Source organism: Edwardsiella anguillarum ET080813 (assembly GCF_000264765.2).
GTDB classification, from domain to species: Bacteria; Pseudomonadota; Gammaproteobacteria; order Enterobacterales; family Enterobacteriaceae; genus Edwardsiella; species Edwardsiella anguillarum.
Genome location: NZ_CP006664.1, coordinates 2,251,324 through 2,272,283 on the forward strand (window position 1 = coordinate 2,251,324; position 20,960 = coordinate 2,272,283).

The following is a 20,960-nucleotide window of genomic DNA, read 5'->3' on the forward strand; positions in this document are numbered from 1 at the left end:
CGCCTATCGCGTCTTGGCAGGATAGGGCAGTGGCTACGTTAAAACAGGAGTTAGGGCTGGTGCAGGGGGTGGGAATGCTGTCCACCTCCCTGCTGGGGACCGGGGTCTTTGCGGTTCCGGCGCTGGCCGCTCAGGTCGCAGGCGACGATAGCCTGTGGGCCTGGCCATTATTGATCGTTCTGGTTTTTCCCATCGCTATCGGCTTCGCCGCGCTGGGGCGTCATTTCCCCAGCGCCGGCGGCGCCGCGCATTTTGTCGGCAAGGCCTTTGGCCCGCACATGGCGCGGGTTACCGGCTGGCTTTTTCTGTCGGTGATTCCGGTGGGACTGCCCGCGTCGCTGCAGATCGCCGCCGGCTTCTGGCAGGCGCTGTTCGGCTGGCAGGGCGCGCCCCTGCTGGCGGTTGAGCTGATTACGCTGCTGGCCGTATGGCTGCTGGGGACGCGGGGGGCAGGATCCAGCGCCAACCTGCAAACCCTGATCGCACTGCTGGTGGTACTGCTGATTGCCGCTGTCTGGTGGCGCGGCGGGATCTCACCGACGCAGATCCCTTGGCCTGCGCCGTCGCAGCTTTCGCTCTCGCCCCTGACGGGGGCGTTGGCGGTGATGTTTTGGTGCTTTGTCGGTCTCGAGGCCTTTGCCCATCTGGCGTCGGAGTTTCGTCATCCGCAGCGTGATTTCCCGCGGGCGTTGCTGCTGGGGCTGCTGTTGGCCGGGGCCGTCTACTGGGCCTGCAGCGTGGCGGTGCTCCACTTTCACGCCTTCGGCGATGGACGAGCGGCGGCGGCGTCGCTGCCGGGGATTGTGGTGCAGCTGTTTGGCCGCCATGCGCTGTGGGTAGCCTGCGTCATCGGTTATTTGGCCTGCTTTGCCAGCCTGAATGTTTATATCCAGAGCTTCGCCCGGCTGGTGTGGTCGCAGGCGCAGCGGCGACCGCGAAGCCGTCTGGCACAGCTCTCCGCCCGTCAGGCGCCGGTCAACGCGCTGACGGCGGTGATGCTGTGCTGTTTGCTGTGCTCGCTGCTGATTTTCCTCAGCGGCCTGTCGCTGGACGCGCTGATCGTGTATGCCAACGGCGTATTCATCATGATCTATCTGCTATGTATGCTGGCCGGATGCCGTCTGCTGCGCGGCCACGCCCGGCTGATGGCGCTAACGGGCAGCGTGCTGTGTCTGCTGCTGCTGGCGATGGTGGGGGGGAAGAGCCTATATGCGCTGGGGATGCTGCTGGTATTGTATCTCCTGCTGCCGCGCCGCGCGGCCTCGCACGGCGGGTGATCGTCGCGGGGAGGGCGGGATTATGCCTGCCCGTCCTCAGCCTTGCTCAGGCGCGCCTCCAGGGCGGCTACGCGCTGCTCCAGCAGCGCCAGCTTTTCGCGGGTGCGCAGCAGAACCTGCGTCTGGATCTCAAAATCCTCGCGGTTGACCAAGTCCAGCCGGCTGAGCTGTTGTTGGAGGATTTGGCGCACGCGCTTCTCCATATCATCACCGAACTCGCGCAGTCCTTTTGGCATGGATTGATGCACCTGGCGGGCAATCTGTTCAATTTTCTTGGGATCAATCATGGAGCGTTCCTTGGGCTTCAGAGCAGTTATGCGGTAGCAGATACGTTACCGTAGTGTCATGGCGGATGCCAGAGCGGGCCGTAATTATCCCTCCAGGCCGCGGCATAAGAATAAAAAATGCGCGATAACGAGCCTTGATGACCCTGTTTGTGAGCGAACGCCAATAATCGGCAATGATGATTGCCCGCTACCGGCTTTGGCGCTATAGTCGGTCTGCTTATTCTCAGGGCGGGGTGAAAGTCCCTACCGGCGGTAAATTGGTACGCTTCGGCGTCACCGAAAGCCCGCGAGCGCTCGTACGACCGTGCGGGGTCAGCAGATCTGGTGTAATTCCGGAGCCGACGGTTACAGTCCGGATGGGAGAGAGTAACGATATCTGCCGGGATTCACCCGCTCGCGTTATTTTGGCCGCGCCGCCGCGTGTGCCGCTCCTCAAATTTGCCCTGGTTCTGGTAATTCATACGATTATTGATGAGGTTTTTACCATGAATCAGATTCTGCTTTCCGATTTCGGTACCCCGATGGAGCGCGTAGAGCGCGCCTTGTCCGCCCTGCGCGATGGCCGTGGCGTCATGGTGCTGGATGATGAAAATCGTGAAAATGAAGGCGACATGATCTTTGCCGCCGAGAAGATGACCGTGGAGCAGATGGCGCTGACCATCCGCCACGGCAGCGGTATTGTCTGCCTGTGTATCACCGAAGCGCGTCGTCAGCAGCTGGATCTGCCGATGATGGTGAGCAATAACACCAGCCACTATGGCACCGCCTTCACCGTGACGATTGAAGCGGCGGAAGGAGTGACCACCGGGGTCTCTGCGCAGGATCGCCTGACCACGGTACGCGCGGCCATCGCCGACGGTGCCAAGCCGAGCGATCTTCATCGTCCCGGGCATGTCTTCCCGCTGCGCGCTCGCCCCGGCGGCGTACTGGCGCGCCGGGGTCATACCGAGGCGACCATCGATTTGGTTTCGCTGGCGGGTTTCCGCCCTGCCGGCGTGCTGTGTGAGCTGACCAATGATGACGGTACGATGGCACGTGCTCCGCAGGTGATGGCCTTTGCACGCCAGCATGAGATGCCGGTAGTGACCATTGAGGATCTGGTGGCCTATCGTCAGGCCCGTGAGCCGCAGGAGCAGGCCTGCTAATTCGGCAGTCTCAGCGGCTCGGACGTATATATAAAGGGGATAGCCAGCGGCTATCCCTTGCGTTTTTATAGCGGTGTCGCCTGCAGCAGGGCCAGACTCAGTCCCATAACGGTCATGCCGCATAGTACCCCGCGGCTGGGATTGCTGTGCGGATCGATCTCCCGCGCTAGCGGCATAAGCTCATCCACCGACAGCGCGACCATGATCCCGGCGACCAGCGCCATGATCGCAGCCATCCCGACCGGTGACACCGCTGGCCCCAGCAGGGTAAAGGCCAGCAGCCCACCGAGGATCTCCGCCACGCCCGACAGGCTGGCCCACCACAGCGCGCGCAGACGCGAGCCGCTGGCGGCATACACGGGGCCCGCGACGGCCAGCCCCTCTGGAATGTTATGAATGGCTACCGCCAGGGCGATGCCCATCCCCAGCTCCAGATCGGCGCTGGCGGTGACGTAGGTGGCGATACCCTCGGGGAAATTGTGCAGGCTGATACCCAGCGTAAGCAGCAGCGCGGTGCGTTTTAGGCTACGCGGCTTTCGATTCCCCAGTGCGACCATATCGTGGGCGTGCTGGTGGGGCAGCAGGCGATCCAGTAGAAAGTATCCGACCAGACCGAGAATAAACATCGCGTAGCCGAGTAGCGGCGGCATCTGCGGCGTATTCAGCGCCGCGGGCAGCATCTCCATCAGCGAAATCAGTAGCATGATCCCGGCGGCGAAGCCGAGCGAAAAGGCCAGTACGCGATTGGAGGGCTTTTGCCCGATGATGGCCAGCAGAGCCCCGACGGCGGTGGCTCCGCCGGCAAGCAGCGTCAGAAGCAGGGGAATGGACATGGACACGCCTCGTAGTTGATGATAATGATTTTCATTATTTATTAAGTGTGAGCAGAAGTAAATAAATGTGAGCGTGTTATATACAATTCCACCGATTGTCTGTGCCTATTCTATGCTTCTGACTATCAGGCGGGAGGCTGGCGCGTATTCCATGCGCGGAGCCGTTTTTTTATGACAGCCGCGGCGAGCGGCGGGCGATTACGGCGAGGCAATACACTATGAGCGAGGCGACGATGCCGGCGCTGTTTTTAGCGCACGGGAGTCCGATGAACGCCATCGAGGATAATCCGTTCAGCGCCCTGTGGCAGCGCCTGGGACGTGAACTGCCGCGGCCAAAGGCCGTGGTAGCGATCTCGGCCCACTGGTGTACCCAGGGGCTATGGGCAACGGCGATGGCGCAGCCGCGTACCCTGCATGACTTTGGCGGCTTTCCGCCGGCGCTCTCTGCGCTGCGCTATCCGGCGCCAGGTAGTCCTGCATTGGCCCGGGAACTGCAGTCTTTATTGGCGCCGCAGTATACGTTGTCGCTGGATGAGGGTGGCTGGGGACTGGACCATGGCGCGTGGAGCCTGCTGGTTCACCTGTATCCTCAGGCCGATATTCCGGTGATACAACTCAGCCTCGATCCGCGCCAGCCAGCGGCGTACCACTATCGATTGGGGCAGGCGCTCGCCCCGCTGCGGCAGCGCGACGTCCTGATCTTGGGCAGCGGTAACGTGGTGCATAACCTGCGTACGCTGCGCTGGGAGGCGGAGGCCGAACCTTATCCTTGGGCGCGGCGCTTTGAAGACGTTGTCCGCCAGGGGCTGCGTGAACGTGGTGAGGATGCCGCATTGCTGCGGTTTACCGATGATCCGGATGCTGCGCTGGCTAATCCGACGCCGGAGCACTTCCTGCCGCTGCTGCCGGTGCTGGGCTGCTGGGATGGCGCGGAGCCGCTGCGGGTGTTCGAGCAGGGGATCGTCATGGGATCGCTGAGCATGCTGTCGCTGCAGATAGGCTAAGCGTCACGTTGGGTCGGGATGAGGCATACGGGCGCGGCGTTATCGGCGATGAGCGACGAGCGCGATATATCGACGGCGTTGAGCGTCTGTCTGGATAGCGATAGCGGGATAGGTCAACTGCGGGAATCAAGCGGAAACAGAGAGAATGAAGAGATGCAGGACAAAAGCAAGAGTGGTGCGAAGAGAGGGACTTGAACCCTCACGTCCGTTAGGACACTAACACCTGAAGCTAGCGCGTCTACCAATTCCGCCACCTTCGCACACGGGTGTTGCTGATTGTCGCTCGTCGGCTTTGGTGCGAAGAGAGGGACTTGAACCCTCACGTCCGTTAAGACACTAACACCTGAAGCTAGCGCGTCTACCAATTCCGCCACCTTCGCAAGGTGCCGTCAAAGCGCAATCAATCGTGGTTATGTGGTGCGAAGAGAGGGACTTGAACCCTCACGTCCGTTAAGACACTAACACCTGAAGCTAGCGCGTCTACCAATTCCGCCACCTTCGCATACCGCTGCGTTACTGCTGGAGTAACGTAACCACGGAGGCGAATTCTAGAGATTTTCGTCGCGGCGTCAACAGTTATTTCCTGAATTTTCTGCGATCGGTGCAAATTTGGGCGCGTGAGGCGTAATTTAACCGTTTTGCGCTGAAAAAAAGGCCGACGCACGCCGGCCCCGGCGTCTATCGACGGCTGTGCTCCAGCGCCGCCCGGTCGAGAATGGCGGAGTACACCTTGAATTTCCCGGTCTGGGCCACGACCTCATGGCGACCGAATATGGCGTCCAGCACCTGCGGATAGGGCAGGAAGGCGTTGGCGACGATACGCAGCTCGCCGCCCAGCTGCAGGTGGCTGACGGCGCCGCGGATCAGGGTCTGCGCGGCCAGCAGGCTGGTCTGTATGCCATCATGGAACGGCGGGTTAGAGATGATCAGATCGAAGCGGCCGCTGATATCGGAGAAGACGTTACTGGCGAGCACCTCGCCGTCGATTTCATTCTGCGCCAGCGTTTGCCGGCTGGCGGTCAGGGCGGCGGCGTTCACATCGCTCAGGGTGAGATGGGTCTTCGGTGACATGCGGGCGATGGCGGCGGATAACACCCCGGCGCCGCAGCCGACGTCCAGGACTCGTCCTTCCAGGCCGTGGGGCAGCGAAGAGAGCAGCAGATGGCTGCCGATGTCCAGCCCGTCGCGGCTGAATACGCCCGGCAGCGTGGCGATGCGCAGGCTGCCGGTGTCATAGGACATCCACCAGTCGTTCAGATCGAAGCGGGGCGGCTGGGCCAGCTGACCGTGATATAGGCCGCAGCGGCGGGCGCTGTCTATCTTGTTCAGCGTTAGCATATCGGACGCCAGCTCTTCGGCGCTGCGGACGCCGGCGCGGTTTTCACCGACGATAAACACATCGCAGCCGACCGGCAGCTGCGAGAGTAGCTGAGTCAGCTGGAACAGCGCCTCTGGCTTACTCTTGGGCCAGAAGTAGATCAGGGTATCGACGCCGGCGGCGAACTCTGCCGTGATGGTCAGAGAGAACAGGCAGCGCTCGCCCATGGCGGGATGCAGCGCCTGCCAGTGATGGTACTGGGTGGTGTGGGCGCGGACTTCAACGGCGTTAAACTGCGCGGGCAGCGTATCCTGCAGATCGCCGGCGAACAGGACGCGGCGTGGCTCAAACTCTTCGCCGTGGCGAAGCACGACTTCGCTGGCCGGGGTAAAAGCGGACATGGCACAAAACTCCTCATTAGGCTGACCGGTGATTATAGAGCTTTCACCCGCGTTCTGAAACGCACCATTCACCGCGGCGCTGGCGATCCGCTGCACGGTGCGATGGTGCCGTCGCGACGGGTTTGTTAGCATAGTAGCGCAGACAGGTATCACTGGATTCCGCCGCGGCGGCGGCGCATAACCGACAGGGGCAGTATGACTTCGCGACGCGATCAACTTTTACAGCAGCTGGGGATAACCCAATGGGTCCTGCGTCGCCCGGCGCTACTGCGCGGCGAGGTCGCGATTACGCTGTCGGCGCAGACACGGCTGCTTATCGTGTCTGAGGCTCCCCTGTCGCCGGACGATCTGTTACTGTGCGATATTCTACGCGCGTTGTCGCTGACGGCGGAGCAAGCGGTGATCCTGACGCCGGAGCAGTATGAGATGCTCAGCGATCGCCAGCGTTACCTGTGTTGGTGGCTGGGGGAGTCTGCCTCCCCTGAGGTTTGCCTCCGCTCTCCGGCGCTCGGTGCGCTTTACCATAACCCCGGCGCCAAGCGCGCCCTGTGGCAGCAAATTTGTCATGAGCAACATCATTTCTTCTCTGACCCCGGCGGACACTGATGCCGCCTATGCCGTGGAGTGCGCCAGTCACGCATTTCCTTGGACTCATAGCACCTTTCTCAGCAATCAGGGCGAGCGTTACTATAACCTGAAGCTGGAATCTCAGGGGCAGCTGGCCGCCTTTGCCATTACGCAGGTGGTGCTGGATGAGGCGACGCTGTTCAACGTGGCCGTTGCCCCCGCCTATCAGCGTCAGGGGCTGGGGCGTACGCTGCTGCTGCGCCTGATTGACGATCTGACCGAGCGCGGCGTGGTGACGCTGTGGCTGGAGGTGCGGGACTCCAATCGGGCCGCCATCGCGTTGTATCATGCGCTGGGGTTCAATGAGGTATCGCTGAGGCGCGGCTACTATCCGACCGCGGACGGCCGTGAGGATGCTCGTATCATGGCGCTGCCGCTGGGGTAGCCGTCTTTTTCGCACGCCCGCGGCGCGATGGTATTCCCCTGCCCGCGGCAGGACGCCTGAAATTGCGCGTTGTCTAACCTGGATAAATCAGGGAAAATGGCGCGCTGATTACCCATTTACGCCTGTGTTGCCCGCCGATGGACGCCGTTTGCGCGCGTCCGCGGGCAGGGCAGCTCAATACAGAATAGAAAATCATGTCGCCAAGTGAATACGCCCGCGAAGTCGCCAAACGGCGCACCTTTGCCATTATTTCTCATCCGGATGCCGGTAAAACCACCATCACCGAAAAGGTGCTGCTATTCGGACAGGCGATCCAGGTCGCCGGAACGGTAAAAGGCCGTGGCTCCAGCCAGCATGCCAAGTCAGACTGGATGGAGATGGAGAAACAGCGCGGTATCTCCATTACCACCTCGGTGATGCAGTTTCCGTATCATGACTGTCTGGTCAACCTGTTGGATACCCCGGGGCACGAGGATTTCTCCGAGGATACCTACCGGACCCTGACGGCGGTGGACTGCTGCCTGATGGTGATCGATGCGGCTAAGGGGGTCGAGGATCGCACCCGCAAACTGATGGAAGTCACCCGCCTGCGCGATACGCCGATCCTGACCTTTATGAACAAACTCGACCGTGATATCCGCGATCCGATGGAGCTGCTGGATGAGGTGGAGAGCGAGCTGAGGATCGCCTGTGCGCCGATCACCTGGCCTATCGGCTGCGGTAAGCTGTTCAAGGGAGTCTACCACCTGTACAAGGATGAAACCTACCTGTACCAAAGCGGTAAGGGGCATACCATCCAAGAGGTTCGGGTGATTAAGGGGCTGGATAACCCGCAGCTGGACGCCGCGGTGGGCGAGGACTTGGCGGCCCAGCTGCGCGAGGAGCTGGAGCTGGTGCAGGGAGCATCTACCGAGTTTGAAGAGGAGGCCTTCCTCAACGGTCAGCTGACGCCGGTCTTTTTCGGTACCGCGCTGGGTAACTTTGGCGTGGATCATATGCTGGACGGCCTGGTGGCCTGGGCGCCGGCGCCGATGCCGCGGATGACCGATGTGCGCGAGGTCAGCGCCGACGAAGAAAAATTCAGCGGCTTTGTGTTTAAGATCCAGGCCAACATGGATCCGAAGCACCGCGACCGCGTCGCCTTCATGCGCGTGGTCTCCGGCCGCTATGACAAGGGGATGAAGCTACGCCAGGTTCGCACCGGTAAGGATGTGGTGATCGCCGATGCATTGACCTTCATGGCCGGCGACCGCGCCCACGTGGAGGAGGCCTACCCGGGCGATATCATCGGTCTGCACAACCACGGTACCATCCAGATCGGCGATACCTTTACCCAGGGCGAGGAGATGAAGTTCACCGGGATCCCCAACTTCGCCCCGGAACTGTTCCGCCGCATCCGCCTGCGCGATCCGCTTAAGCAGAAGCAGTTGCTGAAAGGGCTGGTGCAGCTGTCGGAAGAGGGGGCCGTACAGGTCTTCCGTCCGGTGGCCAATAACGATCTGATCGTCGGCGCGGTCGGCGTACTGCAGTTTGACGTGGTGGTGGCCCGCCTGAAGAGCGAATATAACGTTGAGGCGATCTACGAGTCGGTTAACGTGTCTACCGCGCGCTGGGTCGAATGTGACGACGCCAAGAAGTTCGATGAGTTTCAGCGTAAGAACGAGCTGCACCTGGCGCTGGACGGCGGCGACAACCTGGCCTATATCGCACCGACCATGGTGAACCTGAACCTGACCCAGGAGCGTTATCCTGAGGTGCGCTTCCGCAAGACGCGCGAACACTGATCGGTCTAGCCCCTTTTGGGCGTTGGCGGGACGATCGCGGCGGGCCTTTCGGCCCGCCGTCTTATTTGCGCCGCATCGTCCGTTAAAGCGGACAGAATGATAATATTTCCCTCCTGCGCTGGACTTATCCCAAAGCCTTATCCAAGGTATGCTTAATCCATGTGAGCCGCCCCGTTTGGCGGGGCAACATAGCGGCTGAGCGCGTTGTCATGAGGTTGTAGAGTGGGATACAGAATACCGATTACGCTGGGCAACATTGAGCCCCTGGCCTATAAACCCTACCATCCTGGCAACATCGCGCTGGTGTGCGAGGGCGGGGGACAGCGGGGTATTTTTACCGCCGGGGTGCTGGATGAGTTTCTGCGCGCGCGCTTCAACCCCTTCGATCTCTATTTGGGAACCTCCGCCGGAGCCCAGAACCTGTCGGCCTTTGTCTGTGGTCAGGCTGGCTATGCCCGGCGGGTGATCACCCGCTATACCACCCGCAGCGAGTTTTTTAACCCGCTGCGCTTTGTCCGCGGTGGGCATCTTATTGATCTGGATTGGCTGGTGGATTGCACCTACCGCGATATGCCGCTGGCTTTCGATCGCGCCGAGCGTATGCTGGGACAGCAGCGTCAGTTTTATATGGTCGCCAGCCGTAGCGATGACTTTAGCGCGGCCTATTTTCCGGCGCAGCGCGATAGCTGGCTGCAGGTGATCAAGGCCAGCAGCGCCATCCCCGGCTTTTACCGCAGCGGGGTGGAGCTGAACGGCGTGATCTACCAGGACGGCGGCATCGCAGACGCCGTGCCGGTGCGCGAGGCGTACCGGCTGGGCGCAGATACCATCGTGGTGATACGCACCGTGCCGTCTCAGATGTTCTACACGCCCCGCTGGGTGAAACGCATGGAGTCGCTGCTCAGTGAGAGCAGTCTGCAGCAGATGGTGCGGATGATGCAGCGCCATGAGAAGAGCTATCGTCGCACCCAGCGTTTTATTGAGCAGCCGCCGGGACGTCTGCGTATCTTTGAGATTTATCCGCCCAAACCGCTGGCGAGCCATGCCTTGGGCAGTACGGTGGCATCACTGAACACGGATTACCATCTGGGACGGCGCTGCGCCCGCTATTTTCTGGCGGCCGTTGGGCACTGGCTGCTGCCGCGTGACCTGCCGGCGCATGCCCATGGCCCGGCGAGGCCGTCCGTGCCGCCGCTGGCGCATGAAGCCGTGCGTCAGCCAGCGGGGGAGACGCTGTGATCGCCGCGGCGCTGATCGACACCCATTGCCATTTTGACTTCGCTCCCTTCTGCGGCGATGAGGCGGCAAGCCTGCGCCGCGCCCGGGCGGCGGGGATCTGCGACATCATTGTGCCCAGCATCGATGCCTCTCGTTTTGCGCCGGTGCTGGCGCTTGCCCATCGCTATCCGATGCTGCATGTGGCGCTGGGGCTGCATCCTCTATACATCGAGCACCATCGGGATACGGATATTGCAGCGCTGGATACGCTGCTGGCCCAGGCCGATCCGGCGGTGGTCGCGCTGGGCGAGATCGGGCTGGATCACTACGGTGACGTCCGCCAGCCGGCGCGTCAACTGAGTCTGCTGCAGGATCAGCTGACTCTAGCTCAGCGCTACGATCTGCCGGTGATCCTGCATTCACGTCGCAGCCACGATCTGCTGGCGAAGACGCTGCGCCAGCGGCGGCTAACGCGCACCGGCGTGGTGCACGGGTTTGCCGGCAGTCTGGCCCAGGCGCAGGCCTTCGTGCGTCTGGGGTATGCGATTGGCGTCGGTGGCACGATTACCTACGCACGGGCGAGCAAGACCCGCGCCGCGGTGGCGGCGCTGCCGCTGGAGGCGCTGCTGCTGGAGACCGATGCGCCGGATATGCCATTATCCGGTTACCAGGGCGCGCCCAATCGCCCGGAGCAGCTGACGCGGGTATTTGCGGCCCTGTGCGCACTGCGCAGTGAAACGCCTGCGCAGATAGCCCAGGCGCTGTATGACAACACGCACCGCCTATTTCACTTCCCCCCGCGCGCCTGACACGCGCCGAATCGCCGGTTTTTTACGCACGTAAACGATTAAGTGATGTGATATGCGTCACTTTTTAACAATTTAACTTGCTTCAAGTTGTATAAATTTGTGAGCAATGCGCGCAAACATCGCGGGAGCCCCGTTATAATCCGCCCGCCGGCGATGGACCCCTCCTGTTTTTTGCCTGGCACCAGGAGACGGCTTGCGCCATTGGGCGTGTAAGCCTTATTAAGACTCACACAACAGGGATAATAACCATGCAACTTTTAATGGGTGTTGTGGGAATGGTCACGCTGATCCTGCTCGGCGTACTGCTTTCCAACAACCGCCGCGCCATTAGGGTGCGTACCGTGGCCGGCGCCTTCGTCGTTCAGGTATGCCTTGGCGCCTTTGTTCTGTATGTGCCCGCTGGCCGCGATATGCTGGGCGCGATGTCTACCGGCGTAGCAAACGTTATCGCCTATGGTAATCAGGGCATTTCGTTCATGTTTGGCGGGCTGGTATCCGACAAGATGTTTGAGCTGTTCGGCGGCGGCGGGTTTGTCTTTGCCCTGCGCGTGTTGCCGGTGATCGTCTTCTTCTCGTCGCTGATTGCCGTGCTCTATTATCTGGGGATCATGCAGCTGGTGATCCGCGTGCTGGGCGGCGCGCTACACAAGCTGCTGGGCACCTCCCGTACCGAGTCGCTGTCGGCGACGGCCAATATCTTCGTCGGCCAGACCGAAGCGCCGCTGGTGGTACGCCCCTATATCGCCACCATGACTCAGTCGGAACTGTTCGCGGTCATGTGCGGTGGCCTGGCCTCCGTTGCCGGTTCGGTGCTGGCCGGCTATGCCCAGATGGGCGTGCCGCTGGAGTATCTGATCGCCGCTTCCTTTATGGCGGCGCCGGGCGGCCTGCTGTTTGCCAAGCTGATCGTGCCGGAAACCGAGCAGACCCACGATCGTGAAGATGCTACCACGCTGGTGGCGGTAGAGGATCGTCCGGCCAACGTGATTGACGCTGCGGCCTCCGGTGCAGCCTCTGGTCTGCAGCTGGCGCTGAACGTCGGTGCAATGCTGCTGGCGTTTATTGCCCTGATCGCGTTGCTGAATGGCATGCTGGGCGGGATTGGCGGTTGGTTTAACTACCCGCAGCTGTCGATGGAGCTGATCCTGGGCTGGGTATTCTCCCCGATCGCCTTCCTGATCGGTGTACCCTGGAGCGAGGCGCAGATTGCCGGCTCTTTCATCGGCCAGAAACTGATCGTTAACGAGTTCGTCGCCTATATGAACTTCGGTGAATACCTGAAGGCGGATGCCGACGTCGCGGCGGCCGGTCTGCAGGTGCTTTCCGGCCATACCAAGGCGATCATCTCTTTCGCGCTGTGCGGCTTTGCCAACCTTTCGTCGGTGGCGATCCTGCTGGGCGGGCTGGGCAGTATGGCGCCGAAGCGTCGTCATGAGATTGCCCGCTTCGGCCTGCGCGCCGTCGCGGCAGGAACCCTCTCCAACCTGATGAGCGCCACCATCGCCGGGTTCTTCCTGGCGCTGTAATCCTGCGCTGCACAAGGTGGTCACGCGCCCTCGCCGTCATTGGCCGGGGCGCGTTTTTATTTATAGGTAGAGCGCCGGGCGGATCACCGCGCCGACGCCGCGGCCCTCCAGCGCCTGGGCCACCCGTTCGATATCGGCCTCTGCGGCGGGTCGCCACGCTGACGCCGGGCCATAGACGCCGTGATGATGGAAGGCATTGAGGCGGACGGGCACATCGCCCAACGACAGGATAAATTCGGCCAGCGCATCGATGTGGGCCAGGTAGTCGCTGTGCTGCGGGATCACCAGCAGGCGCAGCTCCGCCAGGCGTCGCCGCCGTGCCAGCCAACGAATACTGTGCAGGATGCGCCGATTGCCGCGCCCGGTTAGCCAACGGTGGCGCTCGTCGTCCCAGGCCTTGAGATCGACCATCACGCCGTCGCACCACGGTATTAGCCGTGTCCAGCCAGGCTCTGACAGTTCACCGTTGCTGTCGACCAGAGAGTCGAGCGCCTGCAGCCCCGGATCGCGACGTATCGCCTGAAACAGCGCCAGCAGGAAAGGCAGCTGCAGCGTCGCCTCTCCCCCGCTGACGGTGATCCCCTTGATAAATGCCGCCTGACGGCGCAGTTGCATCAACACATCGTCGACGCTGAGGGATAGCGCCATTGGGCTCGCCCGACGTGGGCAACCCTGTAGACAGGTATCACACTGCCGGCAGGAGAGCGCATCCCAGAGCACCTTTCCCGCCTGCAGCGACAGCGCCTGATGCGGACAGGTCGCCACGCATTGGGCACAGTCGTCGCAGCGGCCAATGGTATAGGGGTTATGGCAGCTGCGGCAGCGCAGGTTGCAGCCCTGCAGGAACAGTACCAGACGACTGCCCGGCCCATCCACGCAGGAGAAGGGCAGCAGCTTACTGACTAAAGCGCGTCTGTTGTTCATGGCTTATCACGCGCGCCCGGCGCTCCAGCATACCCGTATTGCGCGCCGCCTCTTCCGCCAGCCAGGTGGTGTTCAGCCGCGATCCCTCCTGTCCATAGCGCGCCAGATCGGACAGGCGCACCATATAGCCGGTTACCCGCACCAGATCGTTGCCGCTGACGTTGGCCGTGAATTCACGCATTCCGGCGGAGAACGCGCCGAGGCACAGCTGCATCAGGGCCTGTGGGTTGCTTTTCACCGTGGGATCGAGGGTCAGGATGTCACTGATCCCGGCGGGATAATAGGCGTGGTGCGGCGCGACGGCCATCAGATGGCCGATCGGATCCGGCTCGCTGCCATAGGGAAGGCGGGCGCCGGGCGTCGTATCCCGATCGCTGCTGATCCCGGATTGGGCATGCAGCAGCGCGCGCTGCTGCCAGGCATGGGGGAGCGGGGTCGCGCGGACAAACGCATCCAGCCAGGCGCTGATCCGATAGCCTAAGGCGTTGGCCGTCTCATCCTGACCGTAGCGGGCGGCGCTGCCGCTTTGCTGACACAGAATATCGACCGCCTCTGCCAGGGCAAAGATGCCGAACATCGGCACAAAACGTTGGGCGTCGATCAGCCCTTCATGCACGAGGAAGCTCTGGCTGAAGAAATGGGAACGGGTGAACAGAAAGTCGCTGCGGGCGCGGAGAATGTCGGTCTGGCGCCGGCAATAGTCAGGCAGGGTGCGGGTAAAGAAGTCCTCTTCTCCCCGGCTGCGCAGGGCCACCTCTTTCAGGTTCATCCGGACCAGGGTGCTGCCGCCGCCGCCCAGCGGCAGCGCGTTGTAGCAGCTGACGATGCCGTAGCCGCCCGCTGTGAAAATATTATCATGCAGCGGCGCGTTGGCGATGTGCGGTTTACTGCAGGTACAGATGTTTTCAATGGCCTGCTGCAGGCGCTCTGTAGGTGTGATATCAGGGTGATAGAGGAAGGTCAGGTTGGGGACGACCTGAGCCAGCTCTGCGTCCGCGCGTAAAAATAGGCGTGTCAGGATGTTATCTGACGGCCCCAGGTTTGCGTGCATAAAGGCATCGGGAAAAGTGCGATCCAGATAACGCCAAAAGCGTTTTATGCGGATATATAATTCGTTCTCTGTTAAAATTCCAACATATGGAAGCAATAGTTGATCTAAATGCCCCAAAAATACCGGCATGGATGTGACGGATGGGACATGGTGATACAGGATGGTCAGCATGGAGAGGGCATCGTCAAAGCCCTGCGCCGGCTCCAGCTCCAGCCACTCAGAGCCGTTGGCCAAGAAGCGGGCGTAGTCCGGTAGCACGTAGCGGGGCTTATAGGGCGCATGGCCTTCAAACATATCGCAGATGACGCCGTCGTCCAGCGCCTGGCGAGCCGCTTCCGGTAGGGCGGGGTAAGGCAGATCGTTTTCTGCCTCCAGTGCAAGAAAGTGGCGTTTTTGCAGGGCGGAGAGATGGGGATCGCAGGCGATAGCCATACAGCGCTGGTGCAGTGCATTGGCAGAGGTTTCAGGCATGATCGTTGTCCTGGGCGATGAGAGCGATGATCAGGATGAGCGCAGGGCTGTGTCCTGTAACGGTATGGTATCCCGGCGTCGCGCCTGCGGGGTTCACCGGCGGACAGCGGAGATTGGCCAGTGTAATGCCGTGGCCTGCGCGCGTTTGCGCGTTAGCATCGATTTTGGCGATAGTTATGATTTATATGTGATGTAAATCACATAATGCGATCCTATGTTACATTCAGATTTTCATCTAATGTGACAGTGAACACAAATATGACGGAGGTTTTGTGTTCAAATAATCACACCAGAAGGGCTGTGTGCGGTGAGATGGATCTCAATGACATACCGGCGTGGCCGGATGTCTCTTCAGGGAACCAAGTCCGCTCGCCAACGTGTGGGATCGCTTTACGGCGCAGGCCGTTAAAACCTTCGTCCCGTTTTTTTTGATTGAACCGGCATGGGCCGCGTTCAGCCAGTTGGAGAGTATTATGACCGAGTTACAAACTGCCGCTCAGCGCGCACTGCGCCTGATGGATCTGACGACCCTGAATGACAACGATACCGACGAGAAAGTGATCGCCCTGTGTCATCAGGCAAAAAGCCCGGCGGGTGACACCGCTGCGGTGTGTATTTATCCCCGTTTTATCCCCATCGCCCGTAAAACCCTGCGTGAACAGGGTACGCCGGACGTACGCATTGCGACGGTGACCAACTTCCCGCACGGTAACGATGATATCGAGATCGCGCTGGTGGAAACCCGTGCGGCGATCGCCTACGGCGCGGATGAAGTGGATGTAGTCTTCCCGTACCGTGCCCTGATGGCGGGCAACGAGCAGGTGGGCTTCGATCTGGTGAAAGCCTGTAAAGAGGCCTGCGTCGCCGCCAATGTACTGCTGAAGGTGATTATTGAAACCGGTGAGCTGAAAGACGCTGCGCTGATCCGTAAGGCGTCTGAAATTTCAATTAAGGCCGGGGCTGATTTTATTAAGACCTCGACCGGTAAGGTGCCGGTTAACGCCACGCTGGAGAGCGCTGAAATCATGATGAGCGTGATCCGCGATATGGGCGTGGCGAAGCGCGTGGGCTTCAAGCCGGCCGGCGGCGTGCGTACGGCGGAGGATGCGGCGCAGTATCTGGCGCTGGCCGATCGTCTGCTGGGTGAAGGATGGGCGGATAGCCGTCACTTCCGCTTCGGCGCCTCCAGCCTGTTGGCTAGCCTGCTGCAGACCTTAGGCTATGACGCCAAGGGCACCGGCAGCAGCTACTGATGCGGGAACAGGCCGCCGCTGGGCGGCCTGACTGACGTCAAGGGCATTTACCTCTCACGGATCGCGCAGACGATCCTGGCCTAACAATCAGTTTAACAGGGGGTTACCTTGTTTCTGGCTCAAGAAATTATCCGCAAAAAGCGCGACGGTCATGCGCTGAGTGAAGAAGAGATTCGCTTTTTTATCAACGGGATACGGGATAACACAATCTCCGAGGGGCAGATCGCCGCGCTGGCGATGACGATCTTTTTCCATGACATGTCCATGCCGGAGCGCGTGGCGCTGACCATGGCGATGCGGGACTCCGGTACCGTGTTGGACTGGAAATCCCTGAATCTGAACGGGCCGATTGTCGATAAACATTCGACCGGCGGCGTGGGAGACGTTACCTCTCTGATGCTGGGGCCGATGGTCGCCGCCTGCGGCGGCTATGTGCCGATGATCTCCGGTCGCGGCCTCGGGCATACCGGCGGTACGCTGGATAAGCTAGAATCGATCCCTGGGTTCGATATTTTCCCGGATGACAGCCGTTTCCGCAGCATTATTGCCGATGTCGGCGTCGCCATTATCGGGCAAACCAGCTCGTTGGCGCCGGCGGATAAGCGTTTTTATGCGACGCGCGATATCACCGCGACGGTCGACTCCATCCCGCTGATCACCGCCTCCATTCTGGCCAAGAAGCTGGCCGAAGGGCTGGATGCGCTGGTGATGGATGTGAAGGTTGGCTCCGGCGCCTTTATGCCGACGTTCGAGCTGTCTGAGGCGCTGGCGCAGGCGATCGTTGGCGTGGCCAACGGCGCAGGCTGCCGCACCACGGCGCTGCTGACCGATATGAATCAGGTTCTGGCCTCCAGCGCCGGCAACGCGTTGGAAGTGCGCGAGGCGGTACAGTTCCTGACGGGCGAGGCGCGCAATCCGCGTCTGTTCGAGGTGACCATGGCGCTGTGCGTCGAGATGTTGATTTCCGGTAAACTGGCCGCAGATCAGACGGAGGCCCGCAGTAAACTGCAGGCGGTGCTCGACAACGGTAAGGCGGCAGAGATCTTTGGCCGGATGGTGGCGGCGCAGGGCGGTCCGCGTGACTTCGTTGAGCGCTATGACCACTATTTGCCACAGGCAGTGCTGTGCAAACCGGTATTTGCCGAACAAGCTGGTATTATCACAGCAATGGACACCCGTGCGCTGGGGATGTCCGTTGTCGGGCTGGGCGGCGGTCGCCGTCAGGCCAGCGATAGCATTGATTACAGCGTAGGGCTAACCGATATGGTTCGTCTGGGTGATTCGGTCGATGGGCAGCGTCCGCTGGCCGTGGTTCATGCCCGCGATGAAGCGAGCTGGCAGCAGGCCGCTGAGGCGGTGCGCGCCGCGGTGACGCTGGGAGAGCGTGCGCCTGAGCCGACGCCGGTGGTGTATCGCCGTATCATGCAGTAAGGGTTACGCCAATACCAAACCGAGTCTGATGATTTTGGCCCGTTCGCGCCGTCCCCGTGACGCCGTTCGGGCGCTTGGCGCGCAAGCGCGGGAGAGTAAGATGAAACGTGCATTTATCATGGTACTGGATTCCTTTGGCATCGGTGAGGCCAAGGATGCAAAAAGCTTTGGCGACGAAGGCGCCGATACCCTGGGTCATATTGCCCGTGCCTGTGCACGCGGTGAGGCTGACATCGGGCGCCAGGGGCCGCTGCATCTGCCGAACCTGAGCCGTCTGGGGCTGGGTAAAGCTGCATTGGAGTCGACCGGCCGTTTCCCGGAAGGGTTGGATGAAAACGCTGAGATTATCGGCGCCTATGGTTATGCCAACGAACTCTCCTCTGGTAAAGATACGCCGTCAGGCCACTGGGAAATCGCCGGTGTCCCGGTGCTGTTTGACTGGGGATATTTCCACGAGCATCAGAACAGCTTCCCGCAGGCGCTGCTGGATACGCTGGTCGAACGCGCCAATCTGCCGGGCTACCTGGGCAACTGTCACTCATCCGGCACGGTGATCCTCGATCAGCTGGGCGAAGAGCATATGAAGAGCGGCAAGCCGATTTTTTATACCTCCGCAGACTCGGTGTTCCAGATCGCCTGCCACGAAGAGACATTCGGGCTGGAAAGACTGTATGAATTGTGCGAGATTGCGCGCGATGAACTGAACAAGGGTGGCTATAACATCGGGCGCGTTATCGCCCGGCCGTTCGTCGGCGACAAAGCCGGTCATTTCCAGCGTACCGGTAACCGCCATGATCTCGCGGTAGAGCCGCCGGCACCGACCATGCTGAAGAAGTTGGTGGATGAAAAGCAGGGTGAAGTGGTGTCCATCGGTAAAATTGCCGATATCTATGCCAACGTTGGCATCACCAAGAAAGTGAAGGCGACCGGTATCGATGCGCTGTTTGACGCCACGCTGCAGGAGATGCGTCAGGCGGGGAATGACACCATTGTTTTTACTAACTTCGTCGACTTCGACTCCTCGTATGGCCACCGTCGCGATGTGGCTGGCTATGCCGCCGCGCTGGAGCTGTTCGACCGCCGTTTGCCGGAGATGCTGGCGCTGGTTAAAGAGGATGATATCCTGATCCTCACCGCGGACCACGGCTGCGATCCGACCTGGCATGGCAGCGATCATACCCGCGAACACATTCCGGTGCTGGTCTACGGGCCGAAGGTGAAGCCGGGCTCCCTGGGCGAGCGCGATACTTTCGCCGATATCGGCCAGACCGTCGCCCACTATTTCGGGCTGTCGCCGATGGCTTACGGTAAGCCGCTGTTCTGATTGTCAGCGCCATCCATGAGGATGGCGCTTTCTTGTCTATTGCGTTAAGAGAGAAGGATTAAAGTTATGGCTACGCCGCATATTAATGCCGAAATGGGTGATTTTGCCGATGTTGTTCTGATGCCGGGCGACCCGCTGCGTGCGAAACACATTGCAGAAACCTTTTTGCAGGATGTCCGCCAGGTCAACAACGTGCGCGGCATGCTGGGGTTCACCGGGACCTATAAGGGCCGTAAGATCTCCGTGATGGGCCATGGCATGGGGATCCCCTCCTGCTCCATCTATGCCAAAGAGCTGATCACCGACTTTGGCGTGAAGAAAATCATCCGCGTCGGTTCCTGCGGCGCCGTCCGTATGGACGTGAAGCTGCGTGACGTCGTGATCGGCATGGGCGCCTGCACCGACTCCAAGGTGAACCGCCTGCGCTTTAAAGACAACGACTTTGCCGCCATCGCCGACTTCGACATGGTGCGTAATGCGGCCGATGCCGCCAAGGCTAAAGGGATCGATGTCCGCGTAGGTAATCTGTTCTCCGCCGATCTGTTTTACTCTCCGGATCCGACTATGTTCGACGTGATGGAGAAATATGGCATTCTGGGCGTAGAGATGGAAGCCGCCGGGATCTACGGCGTAGCCGCGGAGTTTGGCGCGAAGGCGTTGACCATCTGCACCGTGTCTGACCATATCCGTACCCACGAGCAGACCACGGCCGCGGAGCGTCAGACGACGTTCAACGACATGATCGAAATCGCGCTGGAGTCTGTACTGCTGGGTGACCAGGAGCAGGCATAACGCATAGCGCGTTCGCCGCGAGCGTAAGGGGACCCTCGGGGTCCCCTTTTTATTTTGTACAACGATAGGTAATACCATCATCATTGCCCCGGTCAGGGACTTGCCAATGTTCCCTAGACTCTTTATGCTTATTAGCGTGATTAAATGTTAATGAATCGTGAGGGTGTAAGCATGCGTAAGAGCGTATTGGCATTGGCGGGTCTGGCGATGATGGCGGGCAGTGCCCTGGCACAGGCGGCCAGCGTAAGCGAAGATATGGATGTCATCAATCAAAGCTATCGACAGGCGCAGCAGGCAACGACGGCGCAGGATTTTAAGCAGGCGCTGACGGCAATGCGTGCGGCGACGACGGCGGCGAAGTCAGCGGTCCCCAGCAAGCTGCAGGGACAGGCCTCCGACAGCGCGGACATGAAGGACTATCGCCACGGTCTGGATCTGCTGATCGGCCAGATAGACAAGGTGGAGAAGCTGGCGGACGCCGGCCAGCTGGATCAGGCTAAGGCCGAGGCGCAGCAGATGCTGCAGACGCGCAACGTCTACCATAAAAAGTACCGTTAAGCATCGATGCATTGGGATGCCATAGTACGCCTGACGCACTGGAGCGTGGCGCTGGGCTTTCTGTGTAACCGCCTGTATCTGACGGCGCCCGGCAGTACGCCGCACCAGGCCATTGGCCTGACGGTTGCCGGGCTGGTGCTGTTACGCCTGCTGTGGGGCGTGACGTGGGCGCGTGGGGCGGCGCGCCTTTCGGCGTTTATTCCGACGCCAAGCGCGCTGATCCACCATCTGCATGAGCTGCGCACCCGTACGGTGCCGCCGGCGCTGCACCACAATCCGCTGGGGGCCCTCGGTATCTGGGCGACCTGGCTACTGCTGTTACTGATTGCGCTGACGGGCTGGGGGCAGGGGACCGACCTGGTTTTTCGCTGGCCGTTGGACGTCTGGCATGCCTGGTTGGTCGATGCGCTGACGTTGGTGGTCTGCGTGCATATAGCGGCGGTATTTGCGATGTCGTTTTGGCTGCGGCGGAATCTGATCAGCGCGATGCTGCCGGGGCGCCGCGGCGGGGAGTAGGGCCGCCGTAAACGCCCGCAGCGGCG

The 20,960-nt window shown here is 60.8% G+C and carries 20 protein-coding genes, 3 tRNA genes and 1 riboswitch; of the genes, 15 read left to right on the forward strand and 8 right to left on the reverse strand.

Annotated features, from left to right (window positions below):
• The first annotated feature begins 29 nt into the window (after positions 1–29).
• Positions 30–1,277, forward strand: a complete 1,248-nt coding sequence (gene yjeH, locus ETEE_RS10125) for an L-methionine/branched-chain amino acid transporter (RefSeq protein WP_034162820.1) — start codon at positions 30–32, stop codon at positions 1,275–1,277.
• Positions 1,278–1,297: 20 nt separating this feature from the next.
• Here the strand turns inward: yjeH and ubiK are convergent, their stop codons facing one another.
• Entirely contained in the window at positions 1,298–1,564 is a 267-nt protein-coding gene (gene ubiK / locus ETEE_RS10130) for a ubiquinone biosynthesis accessory factor UbiK (protein WP_034162818.1), read from the reverse strand.
• Positions 1,565–1,779: 215 nt separating this feature from the next.
• A riboswitch (FMN riboswitch) is annotated at positions 1,780–1,936 on the forward strand.
• Between the two features lie 113 nt (positions 1,937–2,049).
• Between ubiK and ribB the strand changes: the two genes are divergently transcribed.
• Positions 2,050–2,709, forward strand: a complete 660-nt coding sequence (gene ribB, locus ETEE_RS10135) for a 3,4-dihydroxy-2-butanone-4-phosphate synthase (RefSeq protein WP_034162977.1) — start codon at positions 2,050–2,052, stop codon at positions 2,707–2,709.
• 65 nt (positions 2,710–2,774) lie between these two features.
• Here ribB and zupT read toward each other — a convergent pair whose 3' ends face one another.
• Positions 2,775–3,542: a zinc transporter ZupT gene (gene zupT, locus ETEE_RS10140; RefSeq protein ID WP_034162817.1), complete on the reverse strand. Its 768-nt coding sequence runs from the start codon at positions 3,540–3,542 to the stop codon at positions 2,775–2,777.
• 218 nt (positions 3,543–3,760) lie between these two features.
• Between zupT and ygiD the strand changes: the two genes are divergently transcribed.
• Positions 3,761–4,546 carry a 4,5-DOPA-extradiol-dioxygenase gene (ygiD, locus tag ETEE_RS10145; RefSeq protein WP_034162815.1) on the forward strand — a complete coding sequence of 262 codons (786 nt, stop codon included), beginning with the start codon at positions 3,761–3,763 and terminating at the stop codon, positions 4,544–4,546.
• A gap of 173 nt (positions 4,547–4,719) precedes the next feature.
• Here the strand turns inward: ygiD and ETEE_RS10150 are convergent.
• From ETEE_RS10150 to rsmC, 4 genes are all read right to left on the reverse strand, one after another.
• Positions 4,720–4,806, reverse strand: a tRNA-Leu gene (locus tag ETEE_RS10150).
• 33 nt (positions 4,807–4,839) lie between these two features.
• Positions 4,840–4,926: transfer RNA gene (locus ETEE_RS10155), tRNA-Leu, on the reverse strand.
• 35 nt (positions 4,927–4,961) lie between these two features.
• A tRNA-Leu gene (locus tag ETEE_RS10160) sits at positions 4,962–5,048 on the reverse strand.
• A 176-nt stretch (positions 5,049–5,224) separates the two neighbouring features.
• A complete protein-coding gene (gene rsmC, locus ETEE_RS10165) occupies positions 5,225–6,265 on the reverse strand; it encodes a 16S rRNA (guanine(1207)-N(2))-methyltransferase RsmC (RefSeq protein ID WP_034162976.1) in 1,041 nt (346 codons plus the stop codon).
• A 195-nt stretch (positions 6,266–6,460) separates the two neighbouring features.
• Here rsmC and ETEE_RS10170 point away from each other — a divergent pair, with 195 nt between their 5' ends.
• From ETEE_RS10170 to ETEE_RS10195, 6 genes are all read left to right on the forward strand, one after another.
• Positions 6,461–6,871, forward strand: coding sequence for a DNA polymerase III subunit psi (locus ETEE_RS10170; RefSeq protein WP_034162814.1), 411 nt, complete (start codon positions 6,461–6,463; stop codon positions 6,869–6,871).
• Entirely contained in the window at positions 6,831–7,277 is a 447-nt protein-coding gene (gene rimI / locus ETEE_RS10175) for a ribosomal protein S18-alanine N-acetyltransferase (protein ID WP_034162813.1), read from the forward strand. Before ETEE_RS10170 ends, rimI begins: the two co-directional genes overlap by 41 nt.
• Before the next feature lie 194 nt (positions 7,278–7,471).
• Positions 7,472–9,061: a peptide chain release factor 3 gene (gene prfC, locus ETEE_RS10180; protein ID WP_034162811.1), complete on the forward strand. Its 1,590-nt coding sequence runs from the start codon at positions 7,472–7,474 to the stop codon at positions 9,059–9,061.
• Between the two features lie 222 nt (positions 9,062–9,283).
• Positions 9,284–10,300 carry a patatin-like phospholipase family protein gene (locus tag ETEE_RS10185; RefSeq protein WP_034162810.1) on the forward strand — a complete coding sequence of 339 codons (1,017 nt, stop codon included), beginning with the start codon at positions 9,284–9,286 and terminating at the stop codon, positions 10,298–10,300.
• On the forward strand, positions 10,300–11,088 hold the full coding sequence (locus ETEE_RS10190; protein WP_034162975.1) for a TatD family hydrolase: 789 nt from the start codon (positions 10,300–10,302) through the stop codon (positions 11,086–11,088). Before ETEE_RS10185 ends, ETEE_RS10190 begins: the two co-directional genes overlap by 1 nt.
• Before the next feature lie 260 nt (positions 11,089–11,348).
• A complete protein-coding gene (locus ETEE_RS10195; RefSeq protein WP_174434948.1) occupies positions 11,349–12,614 on the forward strand; it encodes a NupC/NupG family nucleoside CNT transporter in 1,266 nt (421 codons plus the stop codon).
• Between the two features lie 60 nt (positions 12,615–12,674).
• On the opposite strand, the gene ETEE_RS10200 is transcribed toward ETEE_RS10195, so the two are convergent.
• Both ETEE_RS10200 and ETEE_RS10205 read right to left on the reverse strand, forming a co-directional pair.
• Positions 12,675–13,538, reverse strand: coding sequence for a YjjW family glycine radical enzyme activase (locus tag ETEE_RS10200; RefSeq protein ID WP_034162808.1), 864 nt, complete (start codon positions 13,536–13,538; stop codon positions 12,675–12,677).
• Positions 13,510–15,060 carry a YjjI family glycine radical enzyme gene (locus ETEE_RS10205; protein ID WP_034162807.1) on the reverse strand — a complete coding sequence of 517 codons (1,551 nt, stop codon included), beginning with the start codon at positions 15,058–15,060 and terminating at the stop codon, positions 13,510–13,512. Before ETEE_RS10205 ends, ETEE_RS10200 begins: the two co-directional genes overlap by 29 nt.
• A 473-nt stretch (positions 15,061–15,533) precedes the next feature.
• Between ETEE_RS10205 and deoC the strand changes: the two genes are divergently transcribed.
• The 6 genes from deoC to ETEE_RS10240 all read left to right on the forward strand — a co-directional run bounded on the left by deoC (position 15,534) and on the right by ETEE_RS10240 (position 20,934).
• Positions 15,534–16,313 carry a deoxyribose-phosphate aldolase gene (deoC, locus tag ETEE_RS10215; protein WP_034162974.1) on the forward strand — a complete coding sequence of 260 codons (780 nt, stop codon included), beginning with the start codon at positions 15,534–15,536 and terminating at the stop codon, positions 16,311–16,313.
• Between the two features lie 108 nt (positions 16,314–16,421).
• On the forward strand, positions 16,422–17,744 hold the full coding sequence (gene deoA, locus ETEE_RS10220) for a thymidine phosphorylase (protein WP_034162805.1): 1,323 nt from the start codon (positions 16,422–16,424) through the stop codon (positions 17,742–17,744).
• Between the two features lie 100 nt (positions 17,745–17,844).
• Positions 17,845–19,068 (forward strand): phosphopentomutase, encoded by a 1,224-nt coding sequence (gene deoB, locus ETEE_RS10225; protein WP_034162804.1) that lies wholly within the window; start codon positions 17,845–17,847, stop codon positions 19,066–19,068.
• Between the two features lie 66 nt (positions 19,069–19,134).
• Positions 19,135–19,860 carry a purine-nucleoside phosphorylase gene (deoD, locus tag ETEE_RS10230; RefSeq protein ID WP_012847361.1) on the forward strand — a complete coding sequence of 242 codons (726 nt, stop codon included), beginning with the start codon at positions 19,135–19,137 and terminating at the stop codon, positions 19,858–19,860.
• 171 nt (positions 19,861–20,031) lie between these two features.
• Positions 20,032–20,418: a cytochrome b562 gene (gene cybC / locus ETEE_RS10235; protein ID WP_034162803.1), complete on the forward strand. Its 387-nt coding sequence runs from the start codon at positions 20,032–20,034 to the stop codon at positions 20,416–20,418.
• 6 nt (positions 20,419–20,424) lie between these two features.
• On the forward strand, positions 20,425–20,934 hold the full coding sequence (locus ETEE_RS10240; RefSeq protein WP_034162802.1) for a cytochrome b/b6 domain-containing protein: 510 nt from the start codon (positions 20,425–20,427) through the stop codon (positions 20,932–20,934).
• Positions 20,935–20,960: the final 26 nt, after the last annotated feature.